This window comes from Pseudomonas sp. 5C2, from assembly GCF_034314155.1.
Taxonomy (GTDB): Bacteria; Pseudomonadota; Gammaproteobacteria; order Pseudomonadales; family Pseudomonadaceae; genus Aquipseudomonas.
This window is the reverse complement of sequence record NZ_JAVIWH010000003.1, coordinates 655,478-671,204: the sequence shown is the minus strand read 5'-3', so window position 1 is coordinate 671,204 and position 15,727 is coordinate 655,478. Positions and strand designations below refer to the sequence as shown.

General features: G+C 58.9%; 14 protein-coding genes. 8 read left to right on the top strand and 6 right to left on the bottom strand.

Annotated features, from left to right (window positions below; translation table 11 throughout):
* Nucleotides 1-15: 15 nt before the first annotated feature.
* From RGU44_RS17870 to fdhA, 5 genes are all read left to right on the top strand, one after another.
* Nucleotides 16-330: a sarcosine oxidase subunit delta gene (locus tag RGU44_RS17870; protein WP_219064047.1), complete on the top strand. Its 315-nt coding sequence runs from the start codon at nucleotides 16-18 to the stop codon at nucleotides 328-330.
* Nucleotides 327-3,344, top strand: a complete 3,018-nt coding sequence (locus tag RGU44_RS17865; RefSeq protein ID WP_322218383.1) for a sarcosine oxidase subunit alpha — start codon at nucleotides 327-329, stop codon at nucleotides 3,342-3,344. The genes RGU44_RS17870 and RGU44_RS17865 overlap by 4 nt, the downstream gene beginning before the upstream one ends.
* A 62-nt stretch (nucleotides 3,345-3,406) precedes the next feature.
* Nucleotides 3,407-4,039 carry a sarcosine oxidase subunit gamma gene (locus RGU44_RS17860; RefSeq protein WP_322182630.1) on the top strand — a complete coding sequence of 211 codons (633 nt, stop codon included), beginning with the start codon at nucleotides 3,407-3,409 and terminating at the stop codon, nucleotides 4,037-4,039.
* An 87-nt stretch (nucleotides 4,040-4,126) separates the two neighbouring features.
* A complete protein-coding gene (gene purU / locus RGU44_RS17855; protein WP_322182628.1) occupies nucleotides 4,127-4,984 on the top strand; it encodes a formyltetrahydrofolate deformylase in 858 nt (285 codons plus the stop codon).
* A gap of 79 nt (nucleotides 4,985-5,063) precedes the next feature.
* On the top strand, nucleotides 5,064-6,263 hold the full coding sequence (gene fdhA / locus RGU44_RS17850) for a formaldehyde dehydrogenase, glutathione-independent (protein ID WP_219064051.1): 1,200 nt from the start codon (nucleotides 5,064-5,066) through the stop codon (nucleotides 6,261-6,263).
* Between the two features lie 77 nt (nucleotides 6,264-6,340).
* Here fdhA and RGU44_RS17845 read toward each other — a convergent pair whose 3' ends face one another.
* Both RGU44_RS17845 and RGU44_RS17840 read right to left on the bottom strand, forming a co-directional pair.
* Nucleotides 6,341-7,015, bottom strand: a complete 675-nt coding sequence (locus tag RGU44_RS17845; protein ID WP_322218380.1) for an anti-sigma factor domain-containing protein — start codon at nucleotides 7,013-7,015, stop codon at nucleotides 6,341-6,343.
* A complete protein-coding gene (locus RGU44_RS17840) occupies nucleotides 7,012-7,650 on the bottom strand; it encodes a sigma-70 family RNA polymerase sigma factor (protein ID WP_416194644.1) in 639 nt (212 codons plus the stop codon). Before RGU44_RS17840 ends, RGU44_RS17845 begins: the two co-directional genes overlap by 4 nt.
* Before the next feature lie 172 nt (nucleotides 7,651-7,822).
* On the opposite strand from RGU44_RS17840, the gene RGU44_RS17835 reads away from it, so the two are divergent.
* Together RGU44_RS17835 and RGU44_RS17830 are read left to right on the top strand one after the other, a co-directional pair.
* Nucleotides 7,823-8,368, top strand: a complete 546-nt coding sequence (locus RGU44_RS17835; protein ID WP_322218377.1) for a DUF2780 domain-containing protein — start codon at nucleotides 7,823-7,825, stop codon at nucleotides 8,366-8,368.
* A 138-nt stretch (nucleotides 8,369-8,506) separates the two neighbouring features.
* Complete coding sequence (locus tag RGU44_RS17830) at nucleotides 8,507-9,004, top strand: ATP-dependent zinc protease (RefSeq protein ID WP_322182620.1); 498 nt, start codon at nucleotides 8,507-8,509, stop codon at nucleotides 9,002-9,004.
* Between the two features lie 65 nt (nucleotides 9,005-9,069).
* On the opposite strand, the gene RGU44_RS17825 is transcribed toward RGU44_RS17830, so the two are convergent.
* The 3 genes from RGU44_RS17825 to RGU44_RS17815 all read right to left on the bottom strand — a co-directional run bounded on the left by RGU44_RS17825 (nucleotide 9,070) and on the right by RGU44_RS17815 (nucleotide 12,564).
* Nucleotides 9,070-9,699 (bottom strand): glutathione S-transferase, encoded by a 630-nt coding sequence (locus tag RGU44_RS17825; RefSeq protein ID WP_322218374.1) that lies wholly within the window; start codon nucleotides 9,697-9,699, stop codon nucleotides 9,070-9,072.
* A gap of 220 nt (nucleotides 9,700-9,919) precedes the next feature.
* Nucleotides 9,920-10,627 (bottom strand): 3'-5' exonuclease, encoded by a 708-nt coding sequence (locus tag RGU44_RS17820; RefSeq protein ID WP_322182907.1) that lies wholly within the window; start codon nucleotides 10,625-10,627, stop codon nucleotides 9,920-9,922.
* A 2-nt stretch (nucleotides 10,628-10,629) separates the two neighbouring features.
* Nucleotides 10,630-12,564, bottom strand: a complete 1,935-nt coding sequence (locus RGU44_RS17815; protein WP_322218371.1) for a putative nucleotidyltransferase substrate binding domain-containing protein — start codon at nucleotides 12,562-12,564, stop codon at nucleotides 10,630-10,632.
* Between the two features lie 262 nt (nucleotides 12,565-12,826).
* Here RGU44_RS17815 and RGU44_RS17810 point away from each other — a divergent pair, with 262 nt between their 5' ends.
* Nucleotides 12,827-13,273, top strand: a complete 447-nt coding sequence (locus RGU44_RS17810) for a response regulator (RefSeq protein WP_322218368.1) — start codon at nucleotides 12,827-12,829, stop codon at nucleotides 13,271-13,273.
* A 115-nt stretch (nucleotides 13,274-13,388) separates the two neighbouring features.
* On the opposite strand, the gene RGU44_RS17805 is transcribed toward RGU44_RS17810, so the two are convergent.
* Nucleotides 13,389-15,566 carry a malate synthase G gene (locus RGU44_RS17805; RefSeq protein WP_322218365.1) on the bottom strand — a complete coding sequence of 726 codons (2,178 nt, stop codon included), beginning with the start codon at nucleotides 15,564-15,566 and terminating at the stop codon, nucleotides 13,389-13,391.
* Nucleotides 15,567-15,727 lie beyond the last annotated feature (161 nt).

Genomic DNA, 15,727 nt, shown 5'->3' with positions numbered 1-15,727 from the left:
ACAGGAGAAATACCTATGTTGCACATCTTCTGTCCTCACTGTGGCGAACTGCGCTCCGAAGAGGAATTCCACGCGTCGGGCCAGGCTCATATCCCGCGTCCGCTGGACCCGAACGCCTGCACCGATGAGCAGTGGGGCGATTACATGTTCTTCCGCGACAACCCGCGTGGGCTGCACCATGAACTGTGGAATCACGCTGCCGGTTGCCGTCAGTACTTCAACGCCACGCGTGACACCGTGACGTACGAGATTCTCGAAACCTACCCGATTGGCGCCAAGCCGCAATTCACGGCTAAAGCCGCCAGTACGCGTGCGGGAGACAAGGTATGAGCCAGAATAATCGACTGCCCAACGGCGGCCGTATCGACCGTAGCAAGGTGCTGAATTTCACCTTCAACGGTCAGCAGTATCAAGGTTTTGAAGGCGACAGCCTGGCCGCAGCATTGCTGGCCAATGGCGTCGACATCATTGGCCGCAGCTTCAAGTATTCGCGTCCTCGCGGGATTTTCGCGGCAGGTTCCGAAGAGCCGAACGCGGTGTTGCAGATCGGTGCCACTGAAGCGACCCAGATTCCTAACGTGCGAGCCACGCAACAAGCGCTGTATCAAGGTCTGGTCGCTACCAGCACCAACGGCTGGCCGAGCGTAAACACCGACGTGATGGGGATTCTTGGCAAGGTCGGTGGCAAGCTGATGCCGCCGGGCTTCTACTACAAAACCTTCATGTACCCACAATCGTTCTGGATGACCTACGAGAAGTACATCCGTAAGGCGGCGGGCCTTGGTCGCTCGCCTACCGAGAACGACCCGGACAGCTATGACGCGATGAACCAGCACTGCGACGTGCTGATCGTCGGCGCCGGCCCTGCTGGCCTGGCCGCAGCCCTGGCTGCCGGTCGCAGCGGTGCGCGGGTGATTCTGGCGGATGAGCAGGAAGAGTTTGGCGGCAGTCTGCTGGACAGCCGTGAAAGCCTGGATGGCAAACCGGCGGCCGAGTGGGTTGCCACCGTGCTGGCCGAGCTGAAAAAAATGCCGGAAGTGACCTTGCTGCCACGGGCGACGGTGAACGGCTATCACGATCATAATTTCCTGACCATTCACGAGCGTCTGGCCGATCACCTCGGTGACCGCGCGCCGATTGGTCAAGTGCGTCAGCGTATGCACCGGGTTCGCGCCAAGCGCGTGGTGTTGGCGACCGGTACTCACGAACGTCCGCTGGTGTATGGCAACAACGATGTGCCGGGCAACATGCTCGCGGGGTCCATTTCCACCTACGTCCGCCGTTATGGTGTGGCGCCTGGCAAAAAACTGGTGCTGTCGACCAACAACGATCATGCCTACCGCGTAGCGCTGGACTGGCTCGATGCCAGCCTGCAAGTGGTGGCAATCGCTGATGCCCGGAGCAATCCGCGTGGCGCACTGGTTGAAGAAGCACGGGCCAAAGGGATTCGTATCCTGACCTCCAGCGCCGTTGTCGAAGCGCGTGGCAGCAAGCATGTAACCGCTGCCCGCATTGCGGCCATCGACGTCAAAGGCCATCGCGTTACCAGCCCCGGCGAATGGCTCGATTGCGATCTGGTAGGCAGCTCTGGCGGCTATAGCCCTATCGTGCATTTGGCGTCCCACTTGGGCGGCAAGCCGATCTGGCGTGAAGACATCCTCGGTTTCGTACCGGGCGAAGCGCCGCAAAAGCGCGTCTGCGTCGGTGGCATAAACGGTGTGTACGGACTGGCTGATGCCTTGGCCGATGGTTTCGAGGGCGGCGCTCGCGCAGCCAACGAAGCAGGCTTTAGGGTGGTCGAAGGCGCCTTGCCAAAAGCACTGACCCGCCATGAAGAAGCGACTCTGGCACTGTTCCAGGTGCCGCATGAAAAAGCCACCGCACGGGCGCCGAAGCAATTCGTCGACCTGCAGAACGACGTCACCGCTGCCGCCATCGAACTGGCGACCCGCGAGGGCTTCGAGTCGGTCGAGCACGTCAAACGCTACACAGCGCTGGGCTTCGGCACCGATCAAGGCAAGCTCGGCAACGTCAACGGTCTGGCGATTGCCGCCCGTTCGCTGAAGATGTCGATCACCGACATGGGCACCACCATGTTCCGCCCGAACTACACGCCCGTTACCTTCGGCGCTGTAGCGGGTCGTCATTGCGGGCACATTTTCGAGCCGGTGCGCTTCACCGCGCTGCATGCCTGGCACGTTAAGAACGGTGCCGAGTTTGAAGACGTCGGCCAGTGGAAGCGACCTTGGTACTTCCCGAAAAATGGCGAAGACCTGCACGCTGCCGTCAGCCGTGAATGCAAAGCCGTGCGTGCCAGCGTTGGCCTGCTCGATGCCTCCACACTGGGCAAAATCGACATTCAAGGTCCGGATGCACGTGAGTTTCTCAACCGTATCTACAGCAACGCCTGGACCAAGCTCGATGTGGGCAAGGCGCGTTACGGCCTGATGTGTAAAGAAGACGGGATGGTCTTCGACGATGGCGTGACCGCCTGTATCGCCGATAACCACTTCCTGATGACCACCACCACCGGTGGCGCTGCACGCGTGCTGCAATGGCTGGAAATCTATCAACAGACCGAATGGCCAGACCTGAAGGTGTACTTCACGTCCGTCACTGACCATTGGGCAACCCTGACCTTATCCGGCCCTAACAGCCGCAAGCTGCTCAGCGAAGTCACGGCCATCGACCTGGGCAAGGACGCTTTCCCGTTCATGACCTGGAAAGAAGGTCTGGTGGGTGGTGTGCCGGCTCGGGTGTTCCGTATCTCCTTTACCGGTGAGCTGTCGTACGAGGTCAACATCCAGGCTGACTACGCCATGGGTGTGCTGGAAAAAATCGTCGCAGCGGGCAAGCAGTACAACCTGACGCCGTACGGCACTGAAACCATGCACGTCCTGCGGGCCGAGAAGGGTTTCATTATTGTCGGTCAGGACACCGATGGCTCGATGACCCCTGACGACCTGAACATGGGCTGGTGTGTTGGCCGGACCAAACCGTTCTCGTGGCTCGGCTGGCGTGGCATGAACCGCGAAGACTGTGTGCGTGATCAACGTAAGCAGCTGGTTGGTCTGAAACCGATCGATCCGACCAAATGGCTGCCTGAAGGGGCGCAGTTGGTATTCGACACCAAACAGTCGATTCCGATGAGCATGGTCGGGCACGTGACCTCCAGTTACACCAACGGCTCACTGGGTTATTCGTTCGCGCTGGGCGTGGTCAAAGGCGGCCTGAAACGCATGGGCGAACGGGTGTTCGCACCGTTGGTCGATGGCACCGTGATCGAGGCCGAAATCGTGTCTTCGGTGTTCTTCGATCCGAAGGGTGAGCAGCAGAACGTCTAGCGATTCACCGCTCCTACACATTGGTGTTTCGGCAACACAACAGAATTCAGGACAGGTGCTCTATGACCATAGCCAACGTTTACCAACAGCGGCCAACGACCGGCGAAAAGGCCGAGTCGCCGCTGTTCCACGCCGACCTCAATAGCCTGGTTGGCAAAGGCCGCAACAACCCTGGCGTGACCTTGCGCGAGAAGAAGCTGCTGGGCCATCTGACCCTGCGTGGCGACGGCAAAGACCCGGCGTTCGTGGCCGGTGTCGCCAAGGCGCTGGGCATGGAATTGCCGGTTGCGCTGACTGTCGTTGCCAACGGCGACAGCTCACTGCAATGGCTGGGCCCGGATGAATGGCTGCTGATCGTCCCGAGTGGCGAAGAGCTGGCGACCGAACAGCGTCTGCGTGCAGCACTGGATGGGCTGCACATCGCCGTGGTCAACGTCAGCGGCGGGCAAACTCTGCTGGAACTGACCGGGCCCAAGGTTCGCGAACTGCTGATGAAATCCACCAGCTACGATGTGCACCCGAACAACTTCCCGGTGGGTAAAGCCATCGGCACGGTGTTCGCCAAGTCGCAATTGGTGATTCGCCGCACGGGTGAAGAGACCTGGGAATTGCTGATCCGCCGCTCGTTCTCCGACTACTGGTGGCTGTGGTTGCAAGACGCCAGCGCTGAGTACGGGTTGAGCATCAAGGCCTGACGCAATTCCTGTAGGAGCGGACTTGTCCGCGAAAGCGTCGGTCCCTGCAAAGAGGTTTCAACAGTACCAACAAGGAGTCACCGCCAGATGAGCCGCGCCCCCGATACATGGATTCTGACTGCCGACTGTCCGAGCGTTTTAGGCACGGTGGACGCGGTGACTCGCTATTTGTTCGAGCAGAGCTGTTACGTCACCGAGCACCATTCCTTCGATGATCGACTGTCGAGCCGGTTCTTTATCCGCGTCGAGTTTCGTCAGCCGGAGGGTTTCGATGAACAAGCTTTCCGGGTGGGCCTGGCCGCACGCGGTGCAGCCTTCGGTATGGTCTTCGAGCTGACTGCGCCCAACTATCGGCCCAAAGTGGTGATCATGGTCTCCAAGGCCGATCACTGCCTGAACGATCTGCTCTATCGCCAACGCATCGGCCAGTTGTCCATGGACGTGGTGGCGGTGATCTCCAACCACCCGGATCTGGAACCGCTGGCGCGCTGGCATGAGGTTCCTTATTACCACTTCGCCCTCGACCCCAATGACAAGCCAGCGCAGGAGCGTCAGGTCTGGCAAGTGATTCAGGAGTCCGGTGCCGAACTGGTGATTCTTGCCCGCTACATGCAGGTGTTGTCACCCGAGCTGTGCCGTCGTCTCGACGGTTGGGCGATCAACATTCATCACTCATTGCTGCCCGGCTTCAAGGGCGCAAAACCCTACCATCAGGCTTACAACAAGGGCGTGAAACTGGTCGGTGCAACGGCGCATTACATCAACAACGACCTCGACGAAGGCCCGATCATTGCCCAGGGCGTCGAAGCGGTCGATCACAGCCACTACCCCGAAGACCTGATCGCCAAAGGCCGGGATGTCGAGGCCCAGACGTTGGCGAGGGCAGTGGGTTATCACATCGAGCGGCGCGTGTTCTTGAACGCGAATCGCACGGTGGTTCTTTAGTACCGAGGTGCTGCGAAGACGGCACCACAGACAACATCAATTCAACGCTCCATTAAAAAAATAACAGCGAGGTGAAAGCATGTCTGGTAATCGTGGTGTGGTGTATCTCGGCGGCGGCAAGGTCGAAGTACAAACAATTCCTTTCCCGAAAATGCAAAACCCACAAGGCAAACGCATTGATCACGGTGTGATCCTGCGTGTGGTGTCGACCAACATCTGCGGCTCGGACCAACACATGGTGCGCGGTCGTACCACGGCACAGACCGGTCTGGTACTGGGCCATGAAATCACCGGCGAAGTGATCGAAGCCGGTCGCGATGTTGAAAACCTCAAGGTCGGTGATCTGGTTTCCGTGCCGTTCAACGTGGCGTGCGGTCGTTGCCGCAGCTGTAAAGAGCAAAACACCGGCGTGTGCCTGACCGTCAACCCGGCGCGTCCGGGCGGTGCTTACGGTTATGTCGACATGGGTGACTGGGTCGGCGGCCAGGCTGAATATGTGTTGGTACCGTATGCCGACTTCAACCTGCTGAAACTCCCGGACCGCGACGCGGCGATGGAAAAAATCCGCGACCTGACCTGTCTCTCCGACATTCTGCCGACCGGTTATCACGGCGCAGTGACGGCAGGTGTTGGCCCAGGCAGCACAGTGTATGTTGCGGGCGCGGGCCCTGTGGGTCTGGCCGCTGCTGCTTCTGCGCGCTTGCTCGGCGCTGCGGTAGTGATCATCGGCGACGTCAACCCGGTTCGCTTGATTCACGCCAAGGCTCAAGGCTTCGAAGTCGCCGACCTGTCGCTGGACACACCACTGCACGAGCAAATCGCTGCGCTGCTGGGCGAACCGGAAGTGGACTGTGCTATCGACGCCGTAGGCTTCGAAGCCCGTGGTCACGGTCATGACGGTGTGAAACACGAAGCACCGGCTACGGTTCTGAACTCACTGATGGGTGTGGTCCGCGTTGCAGGCAAAATCGGTATTCCGGGCCTGTACGTCACCGAAGATCCAGGCGCAGTCGACGCTGCCGCGAAAATGGGCAGCTTGAGCATCCGCCTGGGTCTGGGCTGGGCTAAATCCCACAGTTTCCACACCGGCCAAACCCCTGTCATGAAATACAACCGCCAACTGATGCAAGCCATCATGTGGGACCGGATCAAAATCGCAGACATCGTCGGCGTCGAAGTCATCAGCCTCGACGAAGCTCCTCGCGGTTACGGCGAGTTCGATGCCGGCGTACCGAAGAAGTTTGTGATTGATCCGCACAAGTTGTTCAGTGCTGCTTAAGTTTGTTTCATAAATAGAAAGGGCGACTTTATGTCGCCCTTTCTATTTATGAATTCAGACCCCACAGCGTGTTCTGATCAAAGCCCCGCCAATGCCCCTTTGTACAACACCGGCCCAGTAGGTTGTCCGGTGGGTGAGCCGCCTTCGGGTTCCAGGCTGACGGCCAGAGTGACAGGTGCAACGAGCAGTTTTTGTTGGCTTTCGCTCAGGATGATCCGGCCTTTGCCGTGTGCGGGCAACAGGCCGAGGGAGACCGGTTTTCCATCTGCCGGGATGGCCCACAGCTCCAGGCTGCGCCCCGTTTCGACGGAAGGCAGGGCCAGGGGCGCGACGTTCAGATAGTGGCTGTAGGCCTGAACACTGATCGCGGGTTGCTGATTGACCGCCATCAGTGTGGCGCTGTAGTTGAGGGTGTCGCGGTTGTAGAGGACGCCCGCGATGATTGCGACGACGAGTGAGCAGGCGACGGCGGTCACGCGCAGCCAGTTCCAGAACGGACGTTTGGCCGGGATGTGCAGTTTTTGCGGGTCGATCCGGGCCTCGATGGCGTGCCAGACGTGGTCGGGCACTGGGTGTTCTGGCAGTGGGGCGGTGAGCGTGGCAAGGGTGGTCTGCCACTGCGCCAGTTCGGCGCGCAAGCCTGGATCGTCCAGCAGCAGGTGTTCGAATCGGCGGCGCGCGGTAAGCGACATCAAGCCAATGGCATAGTCGGCGGCGAGGGCGCGGCGTAGAGCAGGTTGTTGGTAATTCATGATTCAAGGCACCTGCGCAGGCGCTCCATGCCTCGGCGAATCCAGGACTTTACTGAACCGAGCGGCGCCGCCGATTGCATGGCCAGATCGGCATAGGACACCCCCTGGAAATAAGCAGTGACGATCGATGTGCGCTGCATGCCTTCAAGCATATCCAGGCAGTGCTGCAACGCCTGTGCTTCACGTTGACTGTCGAGTTGTTCGTGGGCACTCGGGCTGTCGTCGAAGAGTATGTCTGCTTGTTCTTCGGTGAGCGGTACTTCACGGTGTTTGCGCAACTGGTCAATGGCCTGATTGCGGGTGATGCTGATCATCCACGTCATCGGTGCCGACAGATTGCCGTCGTAACGCGAGGCGTTGTGCCAGATGCGCACAAAGCTTTCCTGCAACACTTCTTCGGCCAGATCACTACGGTTCATGCAACGCAGGGCGACAGCGAACAGGCGTTTTGAAACCCGTCGATAGAGATTTTCAAAAGCTTGCCGGTTACCGAGTGTGCATTCAGCCAGCAGTTGCCGGAGTTCATCGGCGTCGTCAGAGGAAATAGTGGTTCTCCAGACAAGGTGAAGAGGTGCGCTGTGCAGTTTGCCAAGTCCATGGCAGGGTAGTCCAGATTGAGCCGCTGTTCCATCCACCCAGGAGCTCTCTTTCTTGTCGATGGAGAAGCGGGGATGCCCAATCAGGCAGCCCGGCTCAAGGGTGTTTTAACCGGACGGCGCAAGGGAACAATCAGGCTTATGTTGTGGTCCAACGGTTCAGTTTTATGCCGGCAATTCGCCGGACTCCATGGCTGACGAGGTTGTTTGTATGAAGGTTTCACGCGGTTTTGCACTGGCTACGCTAATGACTTTGGCGGCGAACTCGGTCTTCGCTTTCAATCTGAGTGATGCGGCCAACGTGGTTTCAGGAGCTGCCGGGGGCAATCAGAACGTCGCGCCTACGCCTCAAACGACCGATTTGCTCAGTACCTTGGGAACGCTCAACGTGACCTCTGAACAAGCCGTCGGCGGTACCGGCGCGTTATTGGGCCTGGCCAAGAATAAATTGAGCGGCAACGACTATTCACAGCTGACCAAGTCTGTCCCGGGTCTGGATCAATTGTCCGGTGCTGGCGCGTTGGGCAGTTTGGGCAGTTTGGGCGGTCTGATGGGAAACTCGGGTGGTTCGGCGGTGACCGGCGCGCTGGGCAACGTCAAGAGCATGGCGGACGTCAACTCGGCGTTCGGTGCGCTGGGCATGGACAGCAGTATGGTGGGCCAGTTCGCCCCGTTGATCCTGCAATACCTGGGTCAGCAAGGCGCCAGCGGTTCAGCGCTGCAAAGCTTGGGTAGCCTGTGGAATGTCGGTAGCTGAGTCACCCGTTTGACGCATCGTCGTGCAAGGCGACGGTGCGTACGTTGTCTCTGTTTACGAATGTTTCACGTGCGGGTATCTATGCTGGCGGCACGTAATTACTGCGAACAGGCTTCATCCATTTAGAGGAATCCCTACGTGAAATCAATCCTGGCCCTGTTGTCTCTGCTGGCCCTCCCTGTGATGGCCGCTGAGCCAACGTTGTACGGTCGCTACGAATACATCGGGGTACCGGAAATCGGTGAAACCCTCCAGGCGAAAATGGACACGGGCGCCCTGACTGCGTCGCTGTCGGCCAAGGACATCGAGATGTTCAAACGGGATGGCGCAGACTGGGTGCGCTTCCGCCTCGCGACCAAAGGTGCCAGCGACAAGGTCTACGAGCACAAGGTCGCGCGGATCAGCAAGATCAAGACCCGCTCCGAGGAAGATGACGAAGAAAGCGCCGATCCGAGCAAACGCCCGGTCGTCGATCTGGAACTGTGCCTGGGCAAGGTCAAGCGCACGGTCGAGGTCAACCTGACCGACCGCAGCAGCTTCAATTATCCGCTGCTGATCGGTGCCAAGGCCCTTCGTGAATTCGGTGCCGCAGTCAATCCGGCGCGTCGTTATACCGCAGACAAACCTGATTGCTGATCTGCGGCTGAGACCCTTTCGCGAAGACGGCGTGGCAGGCGTCGCCCGTCTCTGCACATAAAACCTTAAACCGGCGGCTGCGTGCTCTGCATTGATGGCCGCTGGCTGACGTCGGCAAACCAGTTGGCCAGCTGTGGGCAGCTGTTGCGCCAGTCCAGATCAGGTTGACGAAAATCCAGATAGCCCAGGGCGGCAGCAACGCTGATGGCGGCGATGTCGAAATGCGAGCTGAGTTCGGCGATTGCGTTCTGTTCGAAATACGCCAGCGAGCGCCGGATTTTTTCGGCTTGATTGTCCAGCCACAGGTCCCAGTGTTTCTCCGGCGGCCGCAGGGCGGTTTCATACCGAATCAGCAGCGCCGCATCGAGCAGCGCGTCGGCCAGAGATGCCAGGGTCAAACGTCTCCAGCGCGCCGAGCCTTCACGCGGAATCAGTGGATTGCCGACATGCTGGGTGTCGAGGTATTCGAGAATCACCCGGCTGTCATGAATCACATTGCCGTCAGCCAAACGCAGCGCCGGCAACTTGCCAGCCGGATTGCCCTGATTGAGCGCTGCGTCCGGACTGACAGGGCTGACCTGCGTCGGCAGCAACGCCACTCGATCAAGTTGCCCGGTCTCGTGCAGCAGGATCAGCACTTTGCGCGCAAAGGGCGATGCCAGGTTGTAGAACAAGGTCATGCTGGGAACGGACATGGGAATTCCTCGGATGAGACAGGAGCCTAGACTAATCAGCGTGTGGATTGTCCGCAATGACGATCCGTCAACGCGCCAACAATCCCCCGCGCACTAACACTAAGGCGTATCGGCACTCCATCCCGACCCAAGACAACATGTTCCACCCACTGTCGCGCAGATCGGCGTCACCACGCCAATCAGCTCACTTTGGGGGCTTTGGACTGAATACCAGCGGCACTTAAAACGAATGAGTTTCCTGGCGTTTGCGCCAGTGGCTCAATTGTTGGTCGAGGCTTGCCGGGCTGTCGATTTGTTGGCGGCGGGCGTAGCTGAACAGAATCAGCGCCAGCTCGGCGGTGACCAATGCGTCGGCGCTGGCGTGATGACGTTCGCCGGCTTGCAGGCCGAAGAACGCGGTCCAGGCGTCCAGCCCACCCTTACGAATGTGCGCCTGAGGGCAAAGCATCGGCGCCATCTCGGCGACATCGAAAAAGCTGTGCTGCAAGCGATAACCGAGGCTGTCTTTCAAGGCGCGGCCGAGCATGTGCCGGTCAAACGCCGCATGAAACGCCATTATCGGGCTACTGCCGACGAACTCCATCAGGTCCAGAAGGGCATCAGCCGGGTCGCAGCCGGCGGCAATGGCGCTGGGGCCCAGACCGTGAATCAACACGCTGGGGCTGACCTTGTGATCCGAGCGCAGCAAGGTCCGCTCGAACTGTTGAGAAAGGTCGATGGCACCGTCCTCGATCACCACCGCGCCAATCGACAGCACTTGATCACGGTTCAGGTTCAATCCCGTGGTTTCCAGGTCCAGGACCACCCAGCGTTGTTGGCGCAGCGGACTCTTGTTGAGCGCGGCACAGGGCAGTAGCTGCTCCAGCCGTTGCTGTTGGTGTGCGTTCAAGTGAGGGGCGTGCGGGCGTAGCCAACCGAATAGATTCAGATTCATAGCTGATAACGCAGCGTCAGGCTGCTTTGCAGGCGTTGGGCCTGGCGCAGCGACTCACGCAGAATTCGTCGGTCCAGGTGGTTGAGAATGTCCGGGTCGACCCGGTTGGAGTACGGCTGATTTTGCCGGCTTTGCATTTGATGTTGCTGCATGCGGGTTTGCTGAATGAAGTGATAGGCCTCTTCATAGGCGGCACCGTCGAGCGGTTCGATCACACCTTTGGCGACCAATTGACGAAAGCGTTCCAAGGTGTTGCTGGCTTCGATGCCATTGGACAAGGCCAATAGGCGGGCGCCGTCGACAAAGGGGGTCAGACCCTGGACTTTAAGGTCAAGCGTGGCTTTTTCACCGCCTTTGCGCGCGAGCACGAAGTCACGGAAGCGCCCCACGGGCGGCTGATGACGAAGCGCATTTTCGGCCATCATGCGCTGGAACAGGCGGTTGTCGGCAATTTGATCAAGAATTTCCTGGCGCAGTTGATCGGCGCCTTGCTCATTGCCCCACACCACCCGCAAGTCGAAATAAATCGTCGAGGCCAGCAGGTTTTCAGGTGTAGCCTCGCGAATGAACGCGCTGAAGCGCCGTGACCATTCCGCGCGGGACAGGCACAGGTCCGGGTTGCCGGCCATGATGTTGCCCTTGCACAGGGTAAATCCGCACTGCGCCAGGCTTTGGTTGATCTGTTGCGCCAGAGGCAATAACTTCCCACGGATATCAGCCGCGTGTGCGGCGTCGCGGGCTTCGAACAGGATGCCGTTGTCCTGGTCGGTGAGCAGCGTCTGTTCGCGACGGCCTTCACTGCCGAAGCACAGCCAGGTGAACGCGATGCCGGGGTCGCCTTTTTCTGCCAGCGTCAGCTCGATGACCCTGGACACCGTGTGGTCGTTGAGCAGGGTGATAATCTGGGTAATCTGGGTCGACGAGGCTCCGTGGGCAAGCATGCGGTCGACCAATTGCACGATTTCCCCGCGCAGGTTGACCAGGCTTTCAATGCGTGGGGCGGTGCGGATGGTCCGTGCCAAATGCACCAGGTCCACGCGTTGCAAAGAGAACAAGTCGCGCTCGGACACCACGCCGCACAAGCGCTTGTCCTTGACCAGGCAAACGTGGGCGATATGCCGTTCGGTCATAGCGATGGCGGCATCGAAGGCGGTGGCATCGGGGCTGAGAAAAAATGGCGACTGAGTCATTCGCTGTTCGATGGGTAGGCCCAAGTCCTCAACGCCATCGGCCACCACTTGGCGCAAATCACGCAGGGTAAAGATGCCCAGCGGTGTCTTGCGCTCGTCGACAATCACGATGCTGCCCACTTGCTGATCGTGCATCAGCTTGACTGCCGCCCGCAAAGGCGTGTCATGGCTGCACGTTACGGGATGACGCATGGCCAATTCGCCGAGCCGCGTGTTCAACGAATACTGCATGCCGAGGGTCTCCACGGCGCGCTGTTGAACCTGTTGATTGACTTGGTCGAGCAGGCTGCTGACCCCGCGCAAGGCGAAATCACGGAAGGTGTTGGAGAGGGCAAACAGCTTGATGAAGGCGAGCTTGTTCAGTTGCAGGCAAAAGGTGTCTTCGGCCGCCAGATGCTCGGTGCGGGTAGCCCGCTCGCCCAGCAACGCCGCCAAGGGGAAGCATTCCCCGGTGGTGATCTCGAACGTAGTTTCGGTGCCACTCTTGACTGCATGAGGGCGTTCGCCGACCACGCGACCTTGCTTGACGATGTAAAAGTGCTCTACCGGTCCCTCACTGGGCTTGATGATGCTTTCGCCCGTCGCGTAAAAACGCAGTTGGCACTGTTCGACCAGATACGCGAGGTGAGCGTTTTCCATCTGATTGAACGGGGGGAATTTTTGCAAGAACTGAATCGTGCCCTGAATGTTCTGCAACACCGCCGTTTTGCCTGCCTGGGTGAAAGCATCCGCTTTGCTCATGACCACTACCGCACTTTTTTGTCGATTTTTATCGAATGGGTTTTAGAGGTTCATGGTCGGCCGCTTGCAGGGCAGTGCCCATTGGACGTAAGTCTAGGATCGCTGAAAAATGCTTAACTTAATCCAACGGGGTTCGCATAAATTGGCGCAGTGGTTATCGTGTGTTTCGCAGGTGAGCATGGACGTAAAAAGCCGACGAGACGTACCGCGAAATCAGGGCAATCCGCTGTCTGAGCAGGGCTTTGGATAGGAATGAGAGTGTATGCCTGACCTCGATATTTTGAGCGATGAAGAGCGCGAGGCCCTCAATCAGGTGATGCAAGCGCCTGATGAGCCTGCGCAACAGCGGGTGCTGATCGTCGATGATAATAAAGACGCCCGTGAGGTATTGGCCGAGATTCTCAGCCTCAATGGCATCAGGTGTCTCACAGCGGCCAGTGGCAATATGGCGTTGAACCGGCTGAACACCCGTGAATCCATCGGTTTGTTGATCACCGATCTGAAGATGGCGCCGTGCAGTGGGCTGGACTTGATTCGTCAGGTGCGTGAGTCCGAGCGTGCGGCGCTGCCGATCATCATTGTTTCCGGCGACGCCAACGTGAAAGACGCCATCGCGGCGATGCACTTGAGTGTGGTGGATTTTTTGCTCAAACCGATCAATACCAAGCAGTTGCTGGCGTTGGTCAAGCGTGAGTTGGGGATGGAGTGAGAGGGGTGTCAGGTAGAGCGAGTACAGCTATTCGCGAGTTAATTCGCTCCCACAGAAAATCGCGATTCCCTGTGGGAAGCGAATGCGGTGTATTAGACACACCGCATTTTGCAGCTTACAGCCCGTTTTTTGCCTTGAACTCACGACGACGGCGATGCAACACCGGCTCGGTGTAACCGTTGGGTTGTTTAGTCCCTTCGATCACCAGTTCTACTGCGGCCTGGAACGCGATATTGCTATCGAAATCCGGGGCCAGCGGGCGATACAGCGGGTCGTTGGCATTCTGCCGGTCGACCACGGGTGCCATACGCTTGAGGGTTTCCAGCACCTGCGCTTCGCTGACGACGCCATGGCGCAACCAGTTGGCGATGTGTTGGCTGGAGATACGCAGCGTGGCACGGTCTTCCATCAGGCCGATGTCGTTGATGTCCGGCACTTTCGAGCAACCGACGCCTTGATCGATCCAGCGCACGACATAACCAAGGATGCCTTGGGCGTTGTTGTCCAGTTCGTTCTGGATCTCATCGGCCGTCCAGTTGGTGTTTGGCGCCAACGGGATGGTCAGGATGTCATCTATCGAGGCGCGACCGCGTTTGGCCAGTTCGGCCTGGCGGGCAAACACGTCAACCTTGTGGTAATGCAGCGCATGCAGCGCAGCAGCGGTCGGCGAAGGTACCCAAGCGGTGTTGGCGCCGGCCAGAGGGTGAGCGATTTTCTGTTCGAGCATCGCCGCCATCAGGTCAGGCATGGCCCACATGCCTTTACCGATTTGCGCACGACCTTGCAGGCCGCAGCTCAAACCGATATCGACGTTCCAGTTTTCGTAGGCAGCAATCCATTTCTCGGCTTTCATCTGTGCTTTACGCACGACTGGGCCTGCTTCCATGGAGGTGTGGATTTCGTCGCCGGTGCGGTCGAGGAAGCCGGTGTTGATGAACACCACGCGCTCACTGGCAGCCTTGATACAGGCCTTGAGGTTGACCGTGGTCCGACGCTCTTCGTCCATGATCCCGACTTTGAGCGTGTTGCGTGGCAGGTTCAGGACGTCTTCGATGCGCCCGAACAGCTCGTTGGTGAACGCCGCTTCTTCGGGGCCGTGCATTTTCGGTTTGACGATATAGACCGAACCGGTGCGGCTGTTTTTCAGCGTGCTTTTGCCGTTGAGGCTGTGGATCGCAGCAAGGCTGGTCATCAGACCGTCAAGAATACCTTCCGGAACTTCGTTGCCGTCTTTATCAAGAATGGCGTCGATGGTCATCAGGTGACCCACGTTCCGCACGAACAACAGCGAACGACCGTGCAGGCTCACGTCGCCGCCATTCGGTGCAGTGTAGGTGCGGTCGGGGTTCATGGTACGGGTGAATGTCTCGCCGCCCTTGGACACCTGTTCGGCCAGATCACCTTTCATCAGGCCCAGCCAGTTGCGGTACACCACCACTTTGTCATCAGCGTCGACGGCGGCGATCGAGTCTTCGCAGTCCATGATGGTGGTCAGCGCGGCTTCCATCAGCACGTCTTTGACGCCGGCTGCGTCGGTTTGGCCGACAGGGCTGGTGGCGTCGATCTGAATTTCGAAATGCAGACCGTTGTGCTTGAGCAAGATGGCGGTCGGTGCCTCAGCCTGACCGCGATAGCCGATCAGTTGCGCGTCGTCTTTGAGGCCGCTGTTGCTGCCGCCCTTGAGAGCGATGACCAGTTTGCCGTCAACGATTTTATAGCCGGTTGAGTCGACGTGCGAGCCAGCAGCCAGGGGCGCGGCTTCGTCGAGGAAGGCACGAGCGAAGGCAATGACCTTGTCGCCACGGACCTTGTTGTAGCCTTTGCCTTTTTCCGCACCGTCCGCTTCGCTGATGGCATCGGTGCCGTACAAAGCGTCGTACAGCGAACCCCAACGCGCATTCGAGGCGTTGAGGGCAAAGCGTGCGTTCATTACCGGCACAACGAGTTGCGGGCCGGCCATGCGGGCAATTTCATCGTCGACGTTTTGCGTCGTCAACTGGAAGTCCGCCGCTTCTGGCAGCAGATAACCTATTTCTTGCAGGAAGGCTTTATAAGCCGCAGCGTCGTGCGCAACGCCCTTGCGGGACTGGTGCCAGGCATCGATCTGCGCCTGGAAGTCATCACGCTTGGCGAGTAGGGCTTTGTTCTTCGGCGCGAGTTCATTGATGATTTTCTCTGCACCGACCCAGAACTTCGCGGCGTCGAGGCCGGTTCCAGGGATGGCTTCGTTATTCACGAAGTCGAACAGGACTTGGGCGACCTGCAGGCCACCGACTTGAACGTGTTCAGTCATTGCTTGCCTCACTCTGCTCAGCTATTCAGCTTTCTAATAAAGTCCTTGGCGTGCTCATCAAACCCCGTGCGCCAGAACATGCCATCGCTGGCGGCTGGGCTCGACCCATGCTGCTCGCACAACCGTGTGCAGCAAGGAACTACGGGTTTGTAAACGCGCCT

What these genes read in the sequence shown, in the direction of transcription:
- RGU44_RS17810 (WP_322218368.1), top strand. Translation starts at nt 12,827, where the DNA reads ATGCCTGACCTCGATATTTTGAGCGATGAAGAGCGCGAGGCCCTCAAT.
- RGU44_RS17805 (WP_322218365.1), bottom strand. Translation starts at nt 15,566, where the DNA reads ATGACTGAACACGTTCAAGTCGGTGGCCTGCAGGTCGCCCAAGTCCTG.
- RGU44_RS17835 (WP_322218377.1), top strand. Translation starts at nt 7,823, where the DNA reads ATGAAGGTTTCACGCGGTTTTGCACTGGCTACGCTAATGACTTTGGCG.
- RGU44_RS17865 (WP_322218383.1), top strand. Translation starts at nt 327, where the DNA reads ATGAGCCAGAATAATCGACTGCCCAACGGCGGCCGTATCGACCGTAGC.
- RGU44_RS17825 (WP_322218374.1), bottom strand. Translation starts at nt 9,699, where the DNA reads ATGTCCGTTCCCAGCATGACCTTGTTCTACAACCTGGCATCGCCCTTT.
- purU (WP_322182628.1), top strand. Translation starts at nt 4,127, where the DNA reads ATGAGCCGCGCCCCCGATACATGGATTCTGACTGCCGACTGTCCGAGC.
- RGU44_RS17815 (WP_322218371.1), bottom strand. Translation starts at nt 12,564, where the DNA reads ATGAGCAAAGCGGATGCTTTCACCCAGGCAGGCAAAACGGCGGTGTTG.
- RGU44_RS17870 (WP_219064047.1), top strand. Translation starts at nt 16, where the DNA reads ATGTTGCACATCTTCTGTCCTCACTGTGGCGAACTGCGCTCCGAAGAG.
- RGU44_RS17860 (WP_322182630.1), top strand. Translation starts at nt 3,407, where the DNA reads ATGACCATAGCCAACGTTTACCAACAGCGGCCAACGACCGGCGAAAAG.
- fdhA (WP_219064051.1), top strand. Translation starts at nt 5,064, where the DNA reads ATGTCTGGTAATCGTGGTGTGGTGTATCTCGGCGGCGGCAAGGTCGAA.
- RGU44_RS17845 (WP_322218380.1), bottom strand. Translation starts at nt 7,015, where the DNA reads ATGAATTACCAACAACCTGCTCTACGCCGCGCCCTCGCCGCCGACTAT.